Source organism: Nostoc sp. EspVER01 (assembly GCF_034530635.1).
Lineage (GTDB): Bacteria > Cyanobacteriota > Cyanobacteriia > Cyanobacteriales > Nostocaceae > Nostoc.
Genome location: NZ_JAVRCS010000016.1, coordinates 63468 through 84045, shown reverse-complemented (window position 1 = coordinate 84045; position 20578 = coordinate 63468). Strand labels below are relative to the sequence as shown.

The following is a 20578-nucleotide window of genomic DNA, read 5'->3' as shown; positions in this document are numbered from 1 at the left end:
CAAGAAATAAATTATCCAATATTGTGGGGTGGGCAACATGAGCGCCCAGTCGATATGGCTCTCGTGTCGCCCACTCCACAGGAGTTAATTGAATATTTTTTTATTTGGAAGTCCATTGAAGATGAATGGTTACATCTCAAGCGTGACGAGCTTGCTGGTCAAGTTTTTGAAGATGAATATGAGTTAGCGATCGCTATTATGGATGGTATAAATCATAGAGCCAAGCAAGGTCAGTATCAAGTTGAGCGTTTTACGTTTAATTAAGTTGAACTACTTATAAGTTCAATTAATGATCTTTTGCAAGGTTTGTAATCGTTTGTAAATAGACTTTTCTGTCTGCATCTTAATATTTTTAAGCCAAGGGTAAAAGGTGGAATTAGGGACTTCCAACTAAACAAAATATCCCATCGCTGTCTAGGCAGGGGAGCATACTTCTCTACGAGAGGCTGCGCCAACGACTACGCTCAGTAACCGGGGGGGTGGGGTTCTTGTACCTCACTCAACTGAGAACCGCTATATAATAGCTGACTAACTATCTCCTTCCCTTTGCCAAAACTGCCGTAAAATCTCCCCTGGCTTTCTATCCCAGGTGTCGATATGCTCGTATATCAAATTATCTTGATTGAGTTTATATGTTGAATAGCCATTAAAAAGCAACCCTGCTTTCCAGGGAACGCGCAACACTCCCCGCACCGTCCACTTTGCTAAAATCGTGTCTTCGGCTGACTGATAAACCTCATGTACATCAAAGTGAATTTGGGTAAAAAATAGCCGAGCGTGAAATCGTAAAGTCCAAAATATAATGCGATAATTAAATTTGTATTTGAATGTATTCACCGGATCTTGAAAATAGATATCCTGTGTATAAATTTGATATGAAATATCTTTTTCAAAAAGTGTCGGTAAATCCTCTTTTAAAGTCTTAATTACATGTTCCACCGAAAATTGAGATTCCACGCGCCTTTTCCCTTAAAAAATCTTTTTTAACACCCTTTGCAACCCTGGCCAAATAGAAGATGTTTTCTTGTGACTCACACCACCCGCACTCAAATCTGACAGAGTGGGAAATGATGCAGATTTAGCGTAAGGCCCATTTCGCAAAACTTTAGCTAGGGTATTATTATTTTCGCGCAAACCTTCGTAAAAAAAGAATACCTCTCCTTGAATGCCAAGTTGACGATTGTATTCAATTGCCTGCACCAGATATTCTGAACTAATACAGTAAGAGCCAAGCTTCATCAGTATTCCTGGTGCTAACTTGGGCAGTATCGCATCTGTGAACTGCTGGTTTACCAGTTTATCAGCGATCGCAGCGTAACTCCTAAAGTCACGGCGATAAATCTGCGGCTGAATCATATCAACAATTCCCCGCTTCAGCCATGTGGGTGAATCTTGCAGATATTCCTGGAATGCCCAATCATAGATATTAGGTGCGATCGCTATTAATAAATTAGGATTCACCGCTTTCACCTCCTGATAGAGACGCGCCAAAAACTCACTGAGAATATCTGCACGCCACTGTAACCATTGTCTATCCTTGGGGTTCTGTGGCGGATTGCGATCGAATTCCTGGCGATAGCGGTTGACAGTTACCTCATCATAGCCACCTTCACAGGGTAATGCAGGGAAGCGATCGTCTCCTTGAACACCATCCACATCATAATTCTTTACAACTTCCAGTACCAAGCTCAACAAGAATTCTTGCACCTGTGCATCGAGGGCATTCAACCACTCAAAGCCGTTTTTCTTCAGTAAGTTGCCGTTACAATCACGTGCAGCCCATTCCGGTTTTTTCTGTAAAAGTACACCACCATTCAAATTGTAGGAACTGGCAAAACCGTATTCAAACCAAGGAATGACTTTCAACCCAACTCGCCGCGCCTCAACTACCACCTCTTCTAAAGGGTCACGGTCTACAGACATCGGGTCAATTTCGACTCCAAATGTCTGCTGCATTATTTGACTAGGATATAAAGTTACTGCCTTATTCCAAACAACGGGAAACACCACATTAAATCCCGTTTCGGCGAGCAAATCCATCGCCTCAGCAATGCCTTGCTTTGACCTGAGAACCTTACTATCAGTAGTAGTCAGCCAAATACCACGGGTTTCTATTATTGCCATTTCTTTGAAGAAGAATTCAGGAGTCACAATTCAGGAGTCCGAATCAATTAGTAGACTAAATTTTCTTGTTTTGTAGGGGTTTTAAACCCGATTATTCGTCCGCCAATCGTACAGAATACCCAACTGAATTCTGACTCCTGAGTTCTGTTTGATAAATTGAAATTCTCGGCACTGCACCATCTAAACATTGACTAGCCGACGATACCGCGCCTGTATTATTGTGTAAATCCCATAGGCAACTAAACCTAGTGCCACAATACCCAAAAGCCATGCTCCATTAGGCTGTTGCGCTAGCGTCTGTAATACTTCATCCAAACCTTCAGCGGTAGCGGCGTTTGATTGTCTTGCAGCTTCAATTAAAAACCAACCGATAATACAAAATACTATACCCCGTGCTGCTAAACCAAATCTGGAAATCCTCATTACCCATTGGGCTTCTGTGTTGCTTAATTCAGTTAAATTGAGTTCTTTACGAAATTTGCCACTAAAAGCTTGATAAAACTGATAGAAACCTAGAGCAATTACAAACGCCCCCACAGTTCCAACTAACCATTCACCAAAGGGTTGAGAAAGCAAACGTGCTGTCGAATCTTCAGTAGAATCACTACTATTTTTACCGCTGCCTGTACCCATAACGATTTGTACAGCACTTAAGGCTAAACTTGCATAAATCAAGCCATTAACTGCGTAACCAATTCGTATTGCTAAACCTTTGGCATCATTACCTTTATTTTCTGGGTCTTTAATTGCCTGTACAAAACGCCAGATTACGTATCCAATCAAGCCAATTGCAACTAAAGCCAGCAAAAATTGACCAAATGGTTGGTTAACGATTGTTTGGAGAGCGCCTTGGGTATCAGTTGTTTTACCACCACTGCCAAAAGCCACTTGTGCTGCCAGTAGTCCAACGATACCGTAAACTACTCCTTTGGAAAGATAGCCAAATCGTCCCAGTCGCTCAACCCACAATGAAGCATGGTTTGTCAACTGTTGTGTCATGGTAGTTGGGAAGAATTATTATTATTTACCTTTTATCAAAATTTACCCACGATTCACATCTACCTCAAGACAAATTGTCTAATATTTTTGCAAAAAAGCACTATCGTAATACTGTCTTTCAATAGATGTGAGGCTGCTCAAAATAATATTACAGTTGCTAAGTACAGTATTATTATTTAGTATTTTTTAATGCTAAATTTGGATTAATTATGTCTCTAATAGAAACTTATTGTAAACACGAATATATAATTACCAATGGGGCAAAACTACATTACGTTACCCAAGGTGAAGGTCCTTTAATGTTGATGTTGCATGGGTTTCCTGAGTTTTGGTACTCTTGGCGGCATCAAATACCAGAATTTTCCCAAAACTTTAAAGTCGTCGCCCTTGACTTGCGTGGCTACAACGATAGTGATAAACCAAATGAGCAATCAGCTTATGTAATGGATGAATTTATCAAAGATATTGAGGGAGTAATTAAAGGATTAGGATACCAAAAATGTGTATTAGTTGGACATGATTGGGGAGGTGCGATCGCTTGGAATTTTGCATACACTCACCCCGAAATGTTAGAACAATTAATTATTCTTAACCTGCCTCATCCTGCCAAATTTGCCCAAGGGTTACGCACTCTCCAACAGTTGCAGCGAAGTTACTATATCTTCCTTTTTCAACTACCCTGGATGCCAGAATTATTCTTACAATTTTCAGGCTACCAAGCAATTGAAACAATTTTTAAAGGTACAGCAGTTAACAAGAGTGCTTTCACTCAAGCCGATATTGACGCATATAAAAATGCTGCTGCAAAACGCGGTGCCCTCACAGCAATGTTGAACTACTACCGGAATGTTTTTCAGCAGAGAATGCTTAATCCAAATTGGGGCGTTCTGAAAGTGCCAACACTGATGATTTGGGGAGAAAATGACCCTGCACTCGGCAAAGAGCTAACCGACGACACCGGAGCCTATGTCAGGAATTTCCAAATCAAGTACATTCCAAATTGTGGTCATTGGGTGCAGCAAGAACAGCCGGAATTGGTTAATCAATATATGCGAGAATTTCTGAGGAATTAAACTGAATCATCAATTGATAAGTATAAATACTTCTCTAACTATCTATAGAGAAGTAGCGCCAGTTTTTTATTTTAAAAAGATTTAATAGTAATTTAATACTGGCATTTTTTGAGAAATTTTTGGTAAAAATAGCCAAAAAATCGGAATTAATGGCATTTTTGACATCACTTTTATCTGTGTTTCAGATCACAATTAACTTGTCAGGAGATAGATTGTCACAAGAGAGATTGACCTCACGAAGTTTAGTGAGATAATAGAGCTGTGAGGGACAGAACGGACGCAACTTGATTATTAAGGGGGAAAATTATGAAACTCCAGCTATTAGCGGCCATTGCCTTAGCAACTCCCCTATTTTTTGCTAGCTCGGTTAGAGCTGAGAATCCACAGGATTTACAAAAGCTGCTTTCAACTGGGGAATGTGTTAAGTGCGATCTATCAGGAGCTAACCTCAGTGGCGCTCATTTGATTGGTGCTGATTTGAGAGGCTCGAAACTCCAAGGAGCTAACCTTGTAGGAGCTAACCTCGAAGGTGCTGACTTAACTGGTGCAAACTTGGCAGGTGCTAACCTAACATCTGCTTATGTAACCAATGTGAATTTGAAGCAAGTTAATCTCAACGGAGTAAATTTTACTCGTGCTACAATTCACGATTCTAATGTGTATCAAGCATCAATGAACGATCTAAATCTTACTGATGCGGAAATATTTAACACTGGAATTGGGATTGGTGGAGAAGACGCTCAAATTCCCGATTGGAAATAGACCCAACTGAGTACACAGGTAAAAATCAATACAACATAGGTTTTGGCGGGTTTTAAATCAAATAAACTAGTTTTTTGCGAGAATTATCTTTAAAACCTGCCTCTACAAAAATATTAAAATAAATGAAACCCCTCTGCGCTGTAATCACTTTACTATGGTAAAAGCAGAGGGGGTTTCTTATGGGCATTGTGGCCGATATCTACACAAAAAGTGCAATCAAAATCTGAAAAGCTTTGTTATTTCCCATTAGAAGACTTTACTTTGTGAAAGACCCGAAACGCCGATATATTCAAAATTATCCCTAGTGTTACCTTTAGTATCCTTGGTGGAACAATACCGACAAGCATTCCTCCGATTATGGCTCCAATCACCGAGCCAACTCCCATAGGCGCTATAGTATTGCCCAAGAGTGTACGATCTGCAAATGCACCTCGACTAGCATATTTGATAACCCCTACTAGTACAGTTGGTAAGCTAACGATAAGACTGGCTGTACCTGCTGTTTTAATATCTGCACCAAAAGCAAAAACAAGTGTTGGGATTATCACTTCACCCCCTGCAACCCCAAGTAAACTGCTTACCAGCCCAATTGCTAGACCAAATAAAATACCTGCTGGAATACGCCAACTTAAAGCAGGCGGTAAAAAAGCTGGTATTTGTTGAGGTAGAAAACCCTCGACTATTAGGGCAATACCAATCACTACTAATAACATTAAGATGATGCGCTCAAGCTGTTCGTTTGAGAGCCTTCCTGCGATCGCTGCCCCGAAAAAGGCTGTGATAACCGCTCCAGTTATCAAGGAGAAAACCACAGGAAGTAATGGAATAACTTGACTCAAAGAAAGTGTACTGCCCCGGATTGTCAGAGAAGCAGCGATCGTAATCAAGCTGACAGCTAGGTTCAAAGGTATGGCCTGCCGCACTGAATAGTTCAATGTGCCAGCCAGGACTGGCAGTCGAAACTCTGCACCTCCTAAGCCAATCAGCCCGCCTAATACCCCAATTGGCACGGCGTAGAGAAAGGATAATCGGAAACGACGAACTTGCAAGCTTGTAGTTGTAGGCTTTAGTGCAGACGAATTATTCTTTTTCATTAATTTCCTGCTTAGGTGCTTTTCTCGTCAAAGCTATATATATCAGGATTTATTAATAAAAAAGAGGGTTAGATAGGTGAATAGGTTGTAATTAAACATTTAACCATGCAGGTAATCTGCTAGCTGCAACTCTCGCTGCTTTAGCAGGTTAATTTATTACGCGCAAGGCTAGATTTTGAGTGTGATTTCCGTGTCAATGGTAACTTATTTGACTAAATGTAGGGATGCTCAACACTACCATTGGTGTTGGTGCTGGTTACAATGTTGGTTTTTTGATTCTAGCAGCGATGCCTGCTGCGGGCTATGCCTACGCAGTTGTGGCTTTGGCAGTTTTTTGGTTCTGTGTACCTGAAACAAAAACAGGAGTTAATAGAAAGGCATCAAATCAAAAGAATCTAGCGAAATCATGATTGTTTTCAAATCCATCATCATTGGGCTGACTTATATAGGTTTGGGTTTAGGATATCTCCCTGGTTTGCGGATGAACCGAGCCAGTATTGCTTTAGTTGGTGCAGCTTTGCTGATGGCATTCGGGGTATTAGACCTCAAAGAAGCATGGCAAGCAATAGACTATAAAACGCTGATTTTCCTGTTTGGCATGATGGTAATCAGCACAAACTTAGCTTACGCTGGTTTTTTCCAGCTAACCCTTGATACAGTTACACACTTTACCCGTAGCCCTTTGGGTTTGCTAATTGTTTTAACTTTTGGCAGTGGAATTCTCTCGGCTTTTTTTCTGAACGATACCATCGCTCTAATTTTGACTCCTTTGGTTCTCGGTTTAACCCAAACTTTGAACCTCAATCCGATTCCTTACTTACTTGCTTTGGCAGGAGCAACTAATCTGGGTTCAGTAGCTACATTAAGTGGCAATCCACAAAATATTCTAATTGGTTCGTTTTCTGGTATCAGCTATCTCGATTTTGCGAAAGCATTGACTCCCATCGCATTAGTAAGTTTGTTGATCCAAATTGCGTTATTGTGGTGGCTTTATCCTGATGTCCGTTCTACTAAGTCTTGTCCGAGTGTAACCCCAGTGCGTTACCGCATATTTAAACCGTTGCTTACTAAAAGCCTATTGATAACAGGAGGACTATTATTTACATTCTTAATTGGCATACCCCCAGCCCAAGCAACACTCGTAGCTGCCAGTTTACTGTTTATTACTAGGCGAATCAAACCGCAACGAGTTTTAAATAAAGTAGATTGGGATTTATTGGTGATGTTTTCTGGACTATTTGTTGTTACCGCTGGAGTAGAAAAATTAGGAATATTGAATTTATTTAGCGGTTTAGTTTATACTCCCTTGAGCATATTAGGAATTACTGCTCTGCTTTCAAATTTAGTTTCTAATGTTCCAGCAGTATTATTACTACAACATTTACTTCCCCATCCAGACACGAAAACCTGGTTACTATTAGCAGCAGGATCTACCTTAGCAGGTAATCTAACTTTATTAGGTTCAGTTGCTAATTTAATTGTTGCTGAGGCTGTTGCAAAACTTGGTTATCAGTTATCATTCTGGGAACATCTACGTTTTGGTCTACCGTTAACTGTCCTGACTCTCATCCTGACTTATTTTTGGATTTAGTCATTTGTCATTGGTCATTTGTCACTTGTACTGAGTTTCGACTGCGCGGTAATCGAGCGAAGTCGAGATTCAACTACCGCGTAGTCGTAAAGCCTGCGGCATAGCTTCGCTTCGGGCGCAGCCTCTCGTAAGAGAAGTATTGGTCATTTGTCAACAAGTCTCCGGGACCCTGAACTAATATGGGTAGAGTATTCAGAATTTAGAATTCTGACTCCTGTTTTATTTTTCGATATTCAGGTGGTTACTAAAAAATAAGGGTATTGTAACTTGTTAAGTTGCCAATACCCTCATGTAGATAAACTAAGTTTTGACAGTAGCGTATAAGTCTAAGTCAGTGCCTGAGCAACTGCTGCCGAAAGTGACTCATTTGCTGCTTGCTTCAACAATTCGGCTTTATCGGTCTGTTCCCAAGGCAAGTCTAAATCAGCCCGCCCAAAATGACCGTAAGCCGCGACGTCCTGATAAAAACGTCCGCCTCGTTCACTTGGTAAGTTGCGTAAGTTGAAGGTATGGATAATCCCTGCTGGACGGAGTTCAAAGTGTTTGTTGATTAATTCCAGTAAGGTTTCTTCATCCACTTTGCCAGTACCAAAGGTATCCACTAGAATGCTTGTTGGTCGTGCTACACCGATAGCATAAGATAGTTGGATTTCAACTTTTTCTGCCAACCCAGCGGCGACAATATTTTTCGCGACATAGCGAGCCGCATAAGCAGCAGAACGGTCTACTTTCGTGGGGTCTTTACCAGAAAAAGCGCCGCCACCATGACGTGAATAGCCACCGTAGGTATCAACGATTATTTTCCGTCCTGTCAGACCAGAGTCTCCTTGAGGACCACCAACGACAAATTTGCCAGTGGGGTTGACTAAAAAACGTGTTTCGTCATTAGGTTTAACGTCAATGTCGCCAAAAACAGGTTCGACCACTGCTGACCAGAGGTCTTGTTTAATTTTGGCTTGTACCGCTGCCTCATCCGTAATTTCCCCAATACTGGCTGTATGCTGGGTGGAAATTAGAATCGTATCAATACCTACGGGGCGTCCATCTTCGTAGACCACAGTTACTTGGGTTTTACCGTCAGGACGCAGGTATGACAATTCACCTGTTTTACGAACTGCTGCCAATCGGCGAGCAATGCGGTGGGCGAGACTGATGGGTAAGGGCATCAGTTCTGGTGTTTCGTTGCTGGCAAAGCCAAACATTATACCTTGATCGCCCGCACCAATTTTATCGAATAGCTCATCACTATCTTGCTGGCGGGTTTCTTGGGCGGTGTTAACGCCTTGGGCAATATCGGGTGATTGTTCGTCTAAAGCCAGCAGAACGCTGGTGCTGTTAGCAGAAAAGCCATTGTCGGCATTGGTATAACCAATTTCGGCAATTTTTTTCCGGGCGAGATTGACAAAATTTACATTAGCTTTGGTGGTTATTTCACCAGTGATTAGCACCAAACCAGTATTAACTACGACTTCAGCGGCGACACGACTGCTCGGATCTTGTGTCAATAGGGCATCCAGAATAGTATCAGAAATCTGATCGCAGATTTTATCTGGATGACCTTCGGTGACTGACTCAGAGGTAAATAGATATCGACGAGACAAAGGAAATTCCTCCATCGAGAGTTTTTTTGTTAACTAAATGTGAGTATTTAGTTTAACTACTAATTTCTGAAATCATAACAATATTTATACTTCAGTCGTTAGTATCTTCTTGATATTGATAAAAACCACTAACTATAAGGTAAATATCCGTAAGTAAGATAAATGTATGCTAATTATTTTGCAGCTAAAATGTATTTAATAACACAAAAAAAGGGGGTACCCGGAAGCGCCCCCACAAGCTTTGACACAAACACTGCTGCTTTAAACCTGAATCGCTAACTTTGCTTCCGTAGCTGTCAACCGCTCATAAGCAGCACGCATCTTCAAACCTGTAAGCACTTGGAAGAAACCAGTTCCATTATTGGAACCTGGATACTCGCGGTGCTGGAGTAACAAGTGAGTCAATTCACCCTGATATTTGGTGGATGTATTGCTGAGATGGGTTTCGATGTAAATGACTTCTTCCAAATTGTCAAATTGACCATCCACCTCTAGTACTGAGACATAGCGGCCGTAGTAAACATCTGAACCGTAGTACAGTTGCATACCAGGATAAGAACATGTCAGCTTGCGTCCACAAGGAGTCCAATTAATTGTTGACCCTTCATCAAATAGGTAGGTTGGATCGAACCCTTCCTTACCTTCCCGCTGGAGCATACGTACCCGTAGGACTCTGCGCTCGGTGTCGTTTTTGATCAAGTTTGTGGGCAATACCTGGAGAACCACATCGGCGAATTCTCTTTGCGGTTCGATAAACTTTTCAAAGTCAGGTTTGCGGGAATTGATTTGCGCTAACACATCTTCGTAGCGATGACCGCGTTCAGCCATATCTCGCTGGATTTTCCAGGCAATTTTGACCTCATCGCTAATGTCAAAATAAACACTGAAGTCGATTAGCGATCGCACCCGCTCATCATATAAAGGATGCAGCCCTTCAACAACTATAATGTGATTCGGCTCTACCCGCTCTGGCGGATCGATCAAGCCGGTTTCGTGGTTGTAAATCGGCTTATCAATAGCTTGACCACTTTTGAGCGCTTTAATTTGCTCATACATCAGGTCAAAATTGTTCGCCCTGGGGTCTAGCGCCGTTATCCCCGTTTCTTTGCGCTGTTTGCGATCCAACGAGTGATAGTCATCCAAGCAGATGACTGTCATTAAATCTTCACCAAACAAATCTATCAAACGACGCAAAAACGTAGATTTACCGCAACCAGAGTCTCCGGCTACTCCAATCAGTACCACGCGTTCCGGCTTACTTGTCATAAATCTCCTCTAAAATACTAAAGTTGTGTCAATAATTTTTCACACAGCAGATTCTGAAGCCAGGAGTTTACCCCTTTGGTTTATCCTGCGTTCTTGCTACCTAGCACATCTATAAGACACCAAGCGGGTAGGCAACAAAGTAATTAAGTTGCTACTCGTCGGACTAGCCTGAATGTTGGTGCCGGTAAGTATTTAATCCTAGTGATATATTTGATTTTAACAGAAGGGGGTATCCCATACAAGATTGCTGTCAAGAAGAATTAGCGTGGTTCCTCAATCATTTTTTTGTTAATTTAGTTGTTAATTTAAAAATGGGGATCAGCACTGCTCATCAGCGTTGCACCTTTATCAGTCTGCTACTTGTGACTCTATAGAATCAAGACTATAAAGTATAATTTATTATTGCCGCAAAATTGCCGCAAATTTTCTAATGTTCCTAAATTGTAATTCCTGCTCGACAATACTTAATATATTCAAAGCAAAAATCTATCCAACGAATGAGGAAATAACTTACATTACCCAAATTGTTGGCTGTAAATTTATGAATATGCTCATATAGAAGCGTTGACGTTATGGCAAAGTACTGATGCAAGGTTGACAGATTTTTCACATCAAGTGAAACTAATTACAGTTGCTTAAATTATCATTGTCCATCTCGTGATATTTGTGGCTGGAGTTGTCCTAGTTATGTAATTGTCCATAGATAGGTAATGAAGATAGCTAACAACATTCCAGAAGAGTAGTAGATTTGGAGAAGTAAAACCAATCGGAAGAAAACCTTCCTTTCTTGGCATTCTCCGATTTAAACCCCTGGAGTAAGCAAGCACAAGGGAAGCTTTTGGAGGTAAATAGAGCGGTAGCTTCCACCGCTCAAAGTAGCCCTCCGAGAATATCTACTATTGTGATATTGTGAGTTGCTCATAGGGTACTAAGGTAAAAAGCTATCTCCCTGATGGGGGTGGTAGTTAACGAAAAAAAGATTAAATTGATTCATTATTAACATTCTCCACAAGACTTCTCCTTTACCTTAGAAGGTGAACAGGTGTGTTTTTTGCTATGCCTGCATGTCTTTGGTGAGTGTACTTAGCAAGGCATTAATTTAATGATGCCGTTTTTCCTTCAGGGCCAGTTTTGTGAAACGAAAATCCGGTAAACTAAAGCTGGCATGGGATGGGAATAGTTTTTTTTGAAAAACGGTTAAGTAAATTATCGGAGTGGTAGAACGAATGTACAATCAAGGTGCTGTTGAGGGTGCTGCCAACACAGAATTAGGTAGCCGCATCTTCCTTTATGAAGTAGTGGGTTTGCGTCAGAGTGAAGAAACCGATCAAACTAACTACCCAATTCGGAAAAGTGGCAGTGTGTTCATCAGAGTGCCTTACAACCGCATGAATCAAGAAATGCGACGTATCACTCGTCTAGGCGGCACAATTGTTAGCATCCAGCCTGTAACTGCGCTACAGCCAGTTAATGGTCAAGCCTCATTTGGAAGTGCTACAAGCGTTGTCAGCGAGTTAGCTACATCTGGGGAAACTGCTAACAGTGAAGGGAATGGTAAAGCCACACCTGTAAATACTCATAGTGAAACCAAAGGTTTTGCTAAACCACCAGCTGAAGAACAGCTCAAGAATAAGGACAAGAAAGGCAACACCATGACTCAAGCGAAAGCCAAAAAAGACCACGGTGACGTTCCTGTTAACACTTACCGTCCCAATGCTCCGTTTATTGGCAAGGTAATATCTAATGAACCGCTAGTCAAAGAAGGTGGTATTGGTATTGTTCAACACCTCAAATTTGACATTTCCGCCGGGGATTTGAAGTATATAGAAGGTCAAAGTATTGGGATTATCCCACCAGGATTAGACAAGAACGGCAAGCCAGAAAAACTGAGACTCTATTCCATCGCCTCAACTCGTCATGGCGATGATGTGGATGATAAGACAGTATCACTGTGCGTCCGTCAATTAGAATATAAGCACCCAGAAACTGGCGAAACAGTCTACGGTGTTTGCTCTACACACCTGTGTTTCTTAGAACCAGGGGCAGAGATAAAAATTACTGGGCCTGTGGGTAAGGAAATGTTGTTACCCGAAGATCCCGAAGCTAATGTCATCATGTTGGCAACTGGAACGGGTATTGCCCCGATGCGGGCTTATCTGTGGCGTCAGTTTAAAGATGCAGAAAGAGCAGCTAACCCAGAATACCAATTTAAAGGATTCTCTTGGCTAATATTTGGTGTTCCCACAACTCCAAACCTCTTATATAAGGAAGAACTGGAAGAAATTCAACAAAAATATCCTGATAACTTCCGTCTGACTGCTGCCATCAGCCGGGAACAAAAAAATCCCCAAGGCGGTAGAATGTACATCCAAGACCGCGTAGCGGAACATGCAGATGAATTGTGGCAGTTGATTAAAAACGAAAAAACCCACACCTACATCTGCGGTTTGCGGGGTATGGAAGAAGGTATTGATGCAGCCTTAACAACTGCTGCTGCTAAAGAAGGCGTAACCTGGAGTGATTACCAGAAGCAACTCAAGAAAGCTCATCGCTGGCACGTAGAAACCTATTAAGTTAGTCATTGGTCATTAGTCATTAGTTTTAGACAAAGGACGAAGGACAAAGGACAAATGACAAAGGAAGCAGGATAATCAGTAGGTAGGGCAAACGCTCTACCTACAATTGTTTTGTTATGAATATTGTAAATAGCTGAGGCAAGAGTTCTCAGTTCTGAAGAGTAGAGTACTAAATAATACTTGTTACTACTCAGCACTCAGCACTCAGCACTCAGCACTAAAAAATAAATTGGGTGCAAAATTTGTGGGTGTGAAACTAGGAATACTGGGATTAGGCACCGTGGGAACGGGAACAGTGCAGTTGTTGCAAGATAGCGCTGGGCGTCACCCATTGTTGCAAGAGATAGAAATTTATCGGGTGGGAGTGCGATCGCTAGATAAACCCCGTGCAGTAGAATTGTCTACGGAAGTCTTAACTACAGATTTAGATTCTATTGTCAACGATCCAGCGGTAGATATAGTTGTCGAAGTGATGGGCGGACTGGAGCCGGCGCGATCGCTAATTCTCAAAGCTTTAAGTAATGGTAAGCATGTAGTCACAGCCAATAAAGCAGCGATCGCCCGCTTCGGAGCGGAAATTTTCACAACTGCTAATCAAGCTGGCGTCTACGTCATGCTAGAAGCCGCCGTGGGTGGTGGGATTCCGGTGATTCAACCTTTGAAGCAGTCTTTAAGTGTTAACCGAATTCATACTGTAACTGGCATTGTTAACGGTACAACAAACTACATCCTGACACGGATGCAAACAGAAGGCAGCAACTTTAATGATGTCTTAGCTGATGCCCAACGTTTGGGTTATGCTGAGGCTGACCCCACTGCCGATGTGGATGGCTTAGACGCAGCTGATAAAATTGCCATCCTGGCATCATTAGGCTTTGGTGGACGCATCAACCTCCAAGATGTTTATACTGAGGGGATTCGGCAAGTCAGCAAAACAGATATTGCTTACGCCGAAAAATTGGGATTTGTGATTAAATTGTTAGCGATCGCTAAACGTGATACTCCCTCATCCCCCCTTTCCGTCAGAGTTCATCCTACTTTAGTGCCTCAAGCTCATCCTTTGGCTAGCATCAATGGGGTTTACAATGCCATTCTTGTCGAAGGAGAACCCATCGGGCAAGTAATGTTTTTTGGCCCCGGTGCTGGTGCTGGTGCAACCGCCAGTGCTGTCACGTCAGATATTTTGAATTTAGTTGCTGTCCTCAAAACTAATACAGCAGTTACAAATCCATTATTAGCTTGTGGGCATCAAGAATATTGCCAAATTGCACCGATGGCAGAATTGATAACTCGATTTTACGCCCGTTTCCTCACCAATGACCAACCTGGAGTTATCGGTAAATTGGGGACTTGCTTTGGCAACTATGGCGTTAGCTTAGAGTCAATTGTCCAAACTGGCTTTCAAGGAGAACTAGCAGAGATTGTAGTTGTTACCCATGATGTGCGAGAAGGCAATTTTAGGCAAGCTTTGGCAGAAATTCAGAATTTCTCAGCGATTGAAAGCATTCCCAGCTTACTGCGTGTACTTTGAGATTAGTTGAGAGTCAATAGTGTTCGGTTCAGGCAAGAGATGCGATAAATCATCGGTCTTTGCGATTTAGAAGCAAGTGTAGAAGTTTATACAGCAATACGGTTCAGTTAAGCATTGTTTTCCTCTCTCTGTTCCCTCTGTGCCTCTGCGGTTCGTTAAAAAAATTGACTTTGATAAAGAGTTTTAGCCTTAACTGAACCGTATTGGTTTATACAGCAGATTGCAACTTCTCTACGTTCGCGCAGCGCGTCGCAGACAGAGGCTACGCCAAGGTGAAGTACAGATGATGGTAGGGGCACAACATCTTGTGCCCCTACCCATGTACTTCATTTACCTGAAATACGCTGTAAATTAATTGGTGGAAAATATCAGTTATTAGCAGCAAATGAGCGCGGACATTATCCTGAGTCTAGGCGTAGTTATTACTCTCTAAATTGTGCCGCTGTAATTGTTACTGGTGCTTTATCTTTGATTTGTCTGAATAAGAAATTTTGATAATTTCCGTCTTTCTCAGCATATTTATATGCTTCATATCGAAAACCATCTAGTTTTCCTTCAGATACAAGTTTATTCCAATCATTCCCATTTATTCTTATAACGTAAGTTGGTGTACAGACATCATATTTTACATCTGTAGTAATATTTCCTTTGTACCAACCTATTGTTGGTGCTTCTTGAGTAAACCATCCATTTTCAACAGTTGCAGCTCCTTGATTAATGATTTTTTCACAATTTTCTTGAGCGAATGCTTGTGGAGTAAACAAGAATGTCAAGCTACTTACAAAAAATGCCAAAAACACTAGAATCAGTCGTGTAATTCTGGTGATACTTTTCATGATCTTTCTACGTATAGATAAATACATAGAATAAATTATCACTCATGAGAAAAACATACAAGGACAGTTAAGACAGTTAAGACATTCAAACTATATTTAATAAAAATTTTAGGTTTAAAGAAAATTGATTCGCAGCACGTTAAGAATGACCGACAAAATCACTCTCATGGATGCTTTAAACTTAACCTTGATTTTTGAAGTTTTTTTACCTGTTATAGCAATTACTGCCGTAGGAATTGCAATTTACTTCATTATGCAAGCCCTACCAGAAGATGGATTTTTTAAACTTGGATTTGACTAATCCCAAGAAGAAACAGAAATAAGTATAATCTCTATTTCGTCACATTCTAAACGTCCAGTGGACAAGCAATACATTCCACTAGACTGCTAAGAGCAAGGGAGATTTTTAGTTAAATTAGTCAAAGGTTTACTGGTATTTATCCCCGAAAATAGGGGCTTTAAAAGGTTGGTACTTGCTCGATTTAGGCAAGGGTAAATTCTGAAGGGCTGAAGAGAGTGGGTGACGAGGGAATCGAACCCGCAACCAATAGATTAAGAGTCTACTGCTCTACCGTTGAGCTAGTCACCCACACGAATAACAATGGTAGCATAACTTTTGACAATTTAGCTAGTGCTATGCCCAAAAAAGGAATTAAAAGGGGAATTTGACAGTGAAGGTGGTTTGACCTGCTGCACTCTCTACATAAATTGAGCCGCCTAAATGTCTGACCATTTTTTGCACTAATGCCAATTCCAGCCCTGTGCCGCTATGTTTCCAAGGGTCGTGTTTGGAAAGGTGATAGAAAGGTTCAAAAATCCGCGAGAGTTCATTGCTGGTAAGCTCTATTCCCGAATTGGTAATATTAAGCTCGACTGTATCCCCGATCAACTGAGCAGAGACTGCGATCGCTTCCCCGGCTGGGGTATATTTGCAGGCATGGTTGAGCAGTTCCGTGACAATCCGCTCCAAATCAGTGATATCTGTCTCCAAAGGCGGCAGCGCCCGATCGACAGTCAGGTTTAACTGCTGTCGCTGGCAGTTGGTGAGGTCTCGAAAAGATTCGATAATGGGGTGAAGCCAGCTTTGAAAGTCAATGGCAATCAAGGTTGGGGGATCGGGTTCGGCTTCGAGATATGTGAGTGTGAGTAGGTCGTTAATTAACTTGCTTTCTCGCCCACACTCGTTATGCAGAATCTGCAAGAGTTGCGGCACTATTTCTATTTCTGATATTTCTGCTGGTGTGAGGACACTTTCGAGAGTTTGGACTGCAAGGCTAATGCTTGTTATGGGTGTCCGCAGTTCTTGGGACAGAGTTCTGAGAAATTGGTTTTTGAGGCGATCGCTTTTTTCTAGTTCTTTTACCTGTACCTGGTTTTGTTTGTAAAGCTGGGCTTGACGAATGGCGATCGCACATTCATTTGCTACCTGCTGCATTAGCTCAATTTCAAATTCGTCAAAAGCCTCTTGTGATGGTCTTGTCAACCAAATATTTCCCAAAATCCCTTGAGTATCGAAAATTGGACAAGCCATCTGAGACATAACTAGCAAATTTGGTTGCCATCCCGGTACAATTTCCAAAAATTGCAATGGTTGTTTTTGCAACAGCGGCTGATAAACTTCAAGATAGTCTGCAATCTGTTTGGTTAATCCTTGACATTGGGGCAAATTAATGGTGTATTCGTAAGCAATAGTAACTAGAGTTTGACAGGTACTGTAGAGTTCAATTTGGCAACGCTCAAGGTTTAGTAACTTTGCTAATTCCTGGGTAAGTGTCTGCAACACCTGAGTTTGATCCAGACTGTCGCGGATTTGTTCTGTCATGCGTCGCACCAAGGCTTCAAAGTTTCGCACCTGCTGCAACTGATTTAGATGTTTCTGTTTTTGCAACTCCATCTTGGCTTTGAGATCCTGGAGTTGCTGATGAAGTTCTGCCTGTTGGATTGCAATGCCGATTTGAGTTGCCAACTGCTTGAGCAAGTCAGTTTCCGTTTGCTGCCATTGACGCGATTCACGGCAATGCTGGGCAATCAATAGTCCCCACATATCTTGCTCTTGGAAAATCGGCACGACGAGATTGGCTCTTATCTGCAAAGATGTCAGGAAATCTATATGGCAAGGATGCAAGCCGGCTGCATAAATATCTTCAACAACTTGAATGCAACCTCGTCCGTAGTGTTCTGGATGTTTGCCACTGAAGCAGGGATCGGTGATGTTTTTTCCCAACAGTGGATCGCTGGCAGCTACAGTTGATTCGGCAATGATTACTCCACTACCATCAGTCTCGAAGCGATAAATTAACACGCGATCGCAATTCAAAAACTGTCGCAGTTCAATTGTAGTCTGATGCACAATTGTCTCTAATTTTACAGATTGGTGAATCCGTCCAGCGATCGCTTCTAGTAGTTGTTCTCGTTCAACCTGGAGTCCAACTGCTTGCTCTGCTTGCTTCACAGAGGTAATATTACTACTAGTACCAATCAATCGATAAACCTTGGAGTTAGAATCCTTTAGTGGCGTGAGAGTCGTACTCCACCAAGTAGGAACTCCCTGGAATTGCAAACATTGTTCGTAAGAAATAGTTGTGCCGAAGCTTACACAGTCCACATAATGTTGACGCACCTTTGCAGCATCAATAGCAGAGAGGATATCCTCTGGCTTTTTGCCCCGGAGATCGTCTGAGCGAATCCCTATCCACCGTTCATGAGTGGGATTAAGGGCCACATATTGAAAATCTCCATCCTCCAAAACATCAACTACAAATATTGATGCCTGTACAGAATCATACATGCTGAGTAGAAACTGCTCGCTACTACTTTTTTCATCTACTTCTGTGCCAAAAAGAATTTGAGGTGGCGATAATTTTGTCAACTCCATAGTTGATTCCACTGGATTTATATTCATGCGAGAGTCCCACTCTTGTATTACTGACTCTTCTAGGCGCTCTTTTGTCGTTAAGCTTGTAGTAGATGCACTTTAGCGCCTATAGCAAAGTATTGTCAGCTGTTGCTCATCGAAATTTTGATCTTTCTCTACTTCTTGTCAGAAATCTAGGAAAGCTAATAGGAGTCAGCTTAACAAAATCCTGCTTTTTGAAGGTGAAAATACATTTGCAGGTTAGGGCAAACTTACTGAAATTTTTTAACGGTTTTTCACGATTGTTGCATATATCTAAGTGCAAACCTCAGTATACATGAATTAAATTTATAATTCTTAATAAGAAGAGAGACGCGATCGCTCGCGTCTGTGGCAACTTACAATCGCAATTTGTAAGCATTGATTCCTGTGAGGATACCAACCAGCAGCCAAGTGATTCCTAATCCGATGACTTCACCTAAAAATAACTGGCTTAAGTAGCGCCAGATTGTTCCCACAGCAGAACCCACAGGGACAGCAACAGCCCAACTTGCCGCAGAAACAAATATCCATCGCCATGCTACAGGTTGGGGAATTGCTAACCATTGTGCTAATCCAATCCCCAAACCGCCAAAAGCTCCATAAACCGCCCCTGACAAGATTCTCACGGGAAGAATCTGAGTGCTAGGTACAATCCAACCCACAGCACCAATACCGATCGCAGTGATAATACTCCAACCCAAAAGACTTGACAAAATCCACCTGATACAAAATATAGGTTGTTTGAGAAGACAACCTTGAGGAAGTGCGATCGCAAATCCGCCAATAGCAGCCTCTACCACCCCAACATCTGGCTTTTCGCCGACTTCAATTAAGAGTAAACTCAATAAAAATCCGCCAAAAGTAGCTAAAGTCCACAGCAACGTAAAGCCAAATCTAGTATTGTTAGGCGCGAATGGCATCAAAGTTTCTTTGTTTGTAATAGTCTGACAGTTTTTGCATTAAACATCTCAAAAAAACCTTTGCGTCGCTGTTGTGGTGATTCCGGTACGATGTAACCCCACAGACTCTCCCAGTAGAAAAAGGAGATACCATCAAAATTGCGATCGCGTACTACCTGAACCTGTTCTCTAACTTGTGCCATTTTCACCGGATTACCTACCGTTCCTGTGGATATACCAATACCTACAGGAATTAGACTTTGAGCCAATTTTATAGATGGTTGTTCCAATTGAGCGATAAAAGACTTTTTGTCGTTTCGATACACCTGCAAAATTAACTCATTAACTAAACCTTTTTTTACCCAATTTTCCCAATCTTGCAAATAGTATTTATAAGCAAAAGCTTGATAGTTGGGAGACAGAGATATTTTGATTTTGGGCTTAACTGCCTTCACAGCTTGATAGATTTCTGCCATAAAATCAGTAATTTTATCTGCCCGCCACCGCATCCATTCTGGGTTAAAAGGGTCGGTAGGGGGACTTTTGCCTTGATGTTCTTGCTGGTATAGTTCAATAGTGAAGCGATCGTAGCCGAACTGTACAGGCATCCCAAAATGGTCATCAAGCTGAATACCATCCACATCATAATCCCTTACTACTTCTAAAATTAACCCTTGAATAAACTCTTGTACTTGTGGATGTAAGGGATTCAACCAAGCTTGTTTAGTTATTAAAAGATTGTCGATTTCTTCTGGTGGAGCATCTTGAATAGAGTTTATACCTTCTTGCCCAATTGTCAACCAGTCAGGATAACGCCTTGCTAATTGTGAATAATGCGGCGTCATGAACCCGTATTCAAACCAGGGAATGACTCTCAAATCTTTATTTTTGGCAAGTGTTACTATTTTTGCTAAAACATCCTGTCCACCGTGCATGAAATTAAGCAAAGGTTGAGTTTCTGATCCTGTAGTTATTTTGGCTACAGTACTCTTGTAAAAAGTATGTCCTCGGTTCCAAACTACAGGATAAATCGTATTAAAGTTGAGAGTCGATAATTGATTTATGGCACGGTTAATACCCCAAGGGACAAATAGTACACCACTAGCAACATTAGTAAGCCAAACGCCGCGGATTTCTGTAGTTAAAGGACTGGTTTTTTGGGAATAAACTGGCAGTGAAGAGGGTAACAAACCTGTTAAAGCGACTACTAATCCCAAACACAGCAAGTAAGCAACACAACGGCGAGCAACCCGATTCATTTGTAAGCGTGACCTAGTGCGATCGGAATATGTATATAACTACAAAATAAAGTTGTAATCCTCCGGATGAT

18 protein-coding genes and 1 tRNA gene are annotated in these 20578 nt (G+C 41.6%); 8 read left to right on the top strand and 11 right to left on the bottom strand.

The features are described from left to right. The first annotated feature begins 54 nt into the window (after window positions 1-54). The gene (locus RMX69_RS15905) at window positions 55-264 is read left to right on the top strand and encodes a hypothetical protein (RefSeq protein ID WP_289796430.1); all 210 of its coding nucleotides are present in this window, start codon (window positions 55-57) and stop codon (window positions 262-264) included. A gap of 264 nt (window positions 265-528) precedes the next feature. Here RMX69_RS15905 and RMX69_RS15900 read toward each other — a convergent pair whose 3' ends face one another. The 3 genes from RMX69_RS15900 to RMX69_RS15890 all read right to left on the bottom strand — a co-directional run bounded on the left by RMX69_RS15900 (window position 529) and on the right by RMX69_RS15890 (window position 3123). Continuing rightward, on the bottom strand, window positions 529-957 hold the full coding sequence (locus RMX69_RS15900; RefSeq protein WP_289796429.1) for a DUF2358 domain-containing protein: 429 nt from the start codon (window positions 955-957) through the stop codon (window positions 529-531). Window positions 958-969: 12 nt separating this feature from the next. Beyond that, a complete protein-coding gene (locus RMX69_RS15895) occupies window positions 970-2124 on the bottom strand; it encodes a glycoside hydrolase family 10 protein (RefSeq protein ID WP_322638030.1) in 1155 nt (384 codons plus the stop codon). A 180-nt stretch (window positions 2125-2304) separates the two neighbouring features. Next, window positions 2305-3123, bottom strand: coding sequence for a DUF1206 domain-containing protein (locus RMX69_RS15890; protein WP_289796428.1), 819 nt, complete (start codon window positions 3121-3123; stop codon window positions 2305-2307). A gap of 209 nt (window positions 3124-3332) precedes the next feature. On the opposite strand from RMX69_RS15890, the gene RMX69_RS15885 reads away from it, so the two are divergent. Beyond that, a complete protein-coding gene (locus tag RMX69_RS15885) occupies window positions 3333-4196 on the top strand; it encodes an alpha/beta hydrolase (RefSeq protein WP_322638004.1) in 864 nt (287 codons plus the stop codon). A 306-nt stretch (window positions 4197-4502) separates the two neighbouring features. Continuing rightward, on the top strand, window positions 4503-4958 hold the full coding sequence (locus RMX69_RS15880; protein WP_289796426.1) for a pentapeptide repeat-containing protein: 456 nt from the start codon (window positions 4503-4505) through the stop codon (window positions 4956-4958). A gap of 236 nt (window positions 4959-5194) precedes the next feature. Here RMX69_RS15880 and RMX69_RS15875 read toward each other — a convergent pair whose 3' ends face one another. Then, window positions 5195-6052: a sulfite exporter TauE/SafE family protein gene (locus RMX69_RS15875; RefSeq protein ID WP_289796425.1), complete on the bottom strand. Its 858-nt coding sequence runs from the start codon at window positions 6050-6052 to the stop codon at window positions 5195-5197. 224 nt (window positions 6053-6276) lie between these two features. Here RMX69_RS15875 and RMX69_RS15870 point away from each other — a divergent pair, with 224 nt between their 5' ends. Then, window positions 6277-6462 (top strand): hypothetical protein, encoded by a 186-nt coding sequence (locus RMX69_RS15870; protein WP_289796424.1) that lies wholly within the window; start codon window positions 6277-6279, stop codon window positions 6460-6462. After that, window positions 6459-7643 carry an anion transporter gene (locus tag RMX69_RS15865; RefSeq protein ID WP_289796423.1) on the top strand — a complete coding sequence of 395 codons (1185 nt, stop codon included), beginning with the start codon at window positions 6459-6461 and terminating at the stop codon, window positions 7641-7643. Before RMX69_RS15870 ends, RMX69_RS15865 begins: the two co-directional genes overlap by 4 nt. Before the next feature lie 326 nt (window positions 7644-7969). Here the strand turns inward: RMX69_RS15865 and metK are convergent, their stop codons facing one another. Together metK and RMX69_RS15855 are read right to left on the bottom strand one after the other, a co-directional pair. Next, the gene (metK, locus tag RMX69_RS15860; RefSeq protein ID WP_289796421.1) at window positions 7970-9244 is read right to left on the bottom strand and encodes a methionine adenosyltransferase; all 1275 of its coding nucleotides are present in this window, start codon (window positions 9242-9244) and stop codon (window positions 7970-7972) included. Between the two features lie 261 nt (window positions 9245-9505). Next, a complete protein-coding gene (locus RMX69_RS15855; protein ID WP_289796420.1) occupies window positions 9506-10510 on the bottom strand; it encodes a phosphoribulokinase in 1005 nt (334 codons plus the stop codon). A gap of 1226 nt (window positions 10511-11736) precedes the next feature. On the opposite strand from RMX69_RS15855, the gene petH reads away from it, so the two are divergent. Both petH and RMX69_RS15845 read left to right on the top strand, forming a co-directional pair. Beyond that, window positions 11737-13083, top strand: coding sequence for a ferredoxin--NADP reductase (gene petH, locus RMX69_RS15850; RefSeq protein ID WP_289799952.1), 1347 nt, complete (start codon window positions 11737-11739; stop codon window positions 13081-13083). A gap of 247 nt (window positions 13084-13330) precedes the next feature. Further along, window positions 13331-14617 carry a homoserine dehydrogenase gene (locus RMX69_RS15845; protein WP_322638029.1) on the top strand — a complete coding sequence of 429 codons (1287 nt, stop codon included), beginning with the start codon at window positions 13331-13333 and terminating at the stop codon, window positions 14615-14617. Window positions 14618-15039: 422 nt separating this feature from the next. On the opposite strand, the gene RMX69_RS15840 is transcribed toward RMX69_RS15845, so the two are convergent. Further along, window positions 15040-15453 carry a hypothetical protein gene (locus tag RMX69_RS15840; RefSeq protein WP_322638003.1) on the bottom strand — a complete coding sequence of 138 codons (414 nt, stop codon included), beginning with the start codon at window positions 15451-15453 and terminating at the stop codon, window positions 15040-15042. A 145-nt stretch (window positions 15454-15598) separates the two neighbouring features. Between RMX69_RS15840 and RMX69_RS15835 the strand changes: the two genes are divergently transcribed. Then, complete coding sequence (locus RMX69_RS15835) at window positions 15599-15754, top strand: hypothetical protein (protein WP_322638002.1); 156 nt, start codon at window positions 15599-15601, stop codon at window positions 15752-15754. Window positions 15755-15970: 216 nt separating this feature from the next. On the opposite strand, the gene RMX69_RS15830 is transcribed toward RMX69_RS15835, so the two are convergent. From RMX69_RS15830 to RMX69_RS15815, 4 genes are all read right to left on the bottom strand, one after another. After that, window positions 15971-16042, bottom strand: a tRNA-Lys gene (locus tag RMX69_RS15830). 63 nt (window positions 16043-16105) lie between these two features. Next, window positions 16106-18355: a GAF domain-containing protein gene (locus RMX69_RS15825; RefSeq protein WP_322638001.1), complete on the bottom strand. Its 2250-nt coding sequence runs from the start codon at window positions 18353-18355 to the stop codon at window positions 16106-16108. A gap of 350 nt (window positions 18356-18705) precedes the next feature. After that, entirely contained in the window at window positions 18706-19269 is a 564-nt protein-coding gene (locus RMX69_RS15820) for a hypothetical protein (RefSeq protein WP_289796416.1), read from the bottom strand. Continuing rightward, window positions 19269-20507, bottom strand: a complete 1239-nt coding sequence (locus tag RMX69_RS15815) for a glycoside hydrolase family 10 protein (RefSeq protein WP_322638000.1) — start codon at window positions 20505-20507, stop codon at window positions 19269-19271. The genes RMX69_RS15820 and RMX69_RS15815 overlap by 1 nt, the downstream gene beginning before the upstream one ends. Between the last annotated feature and the right edge of the window lie 71 nt (window positions 20508-20578).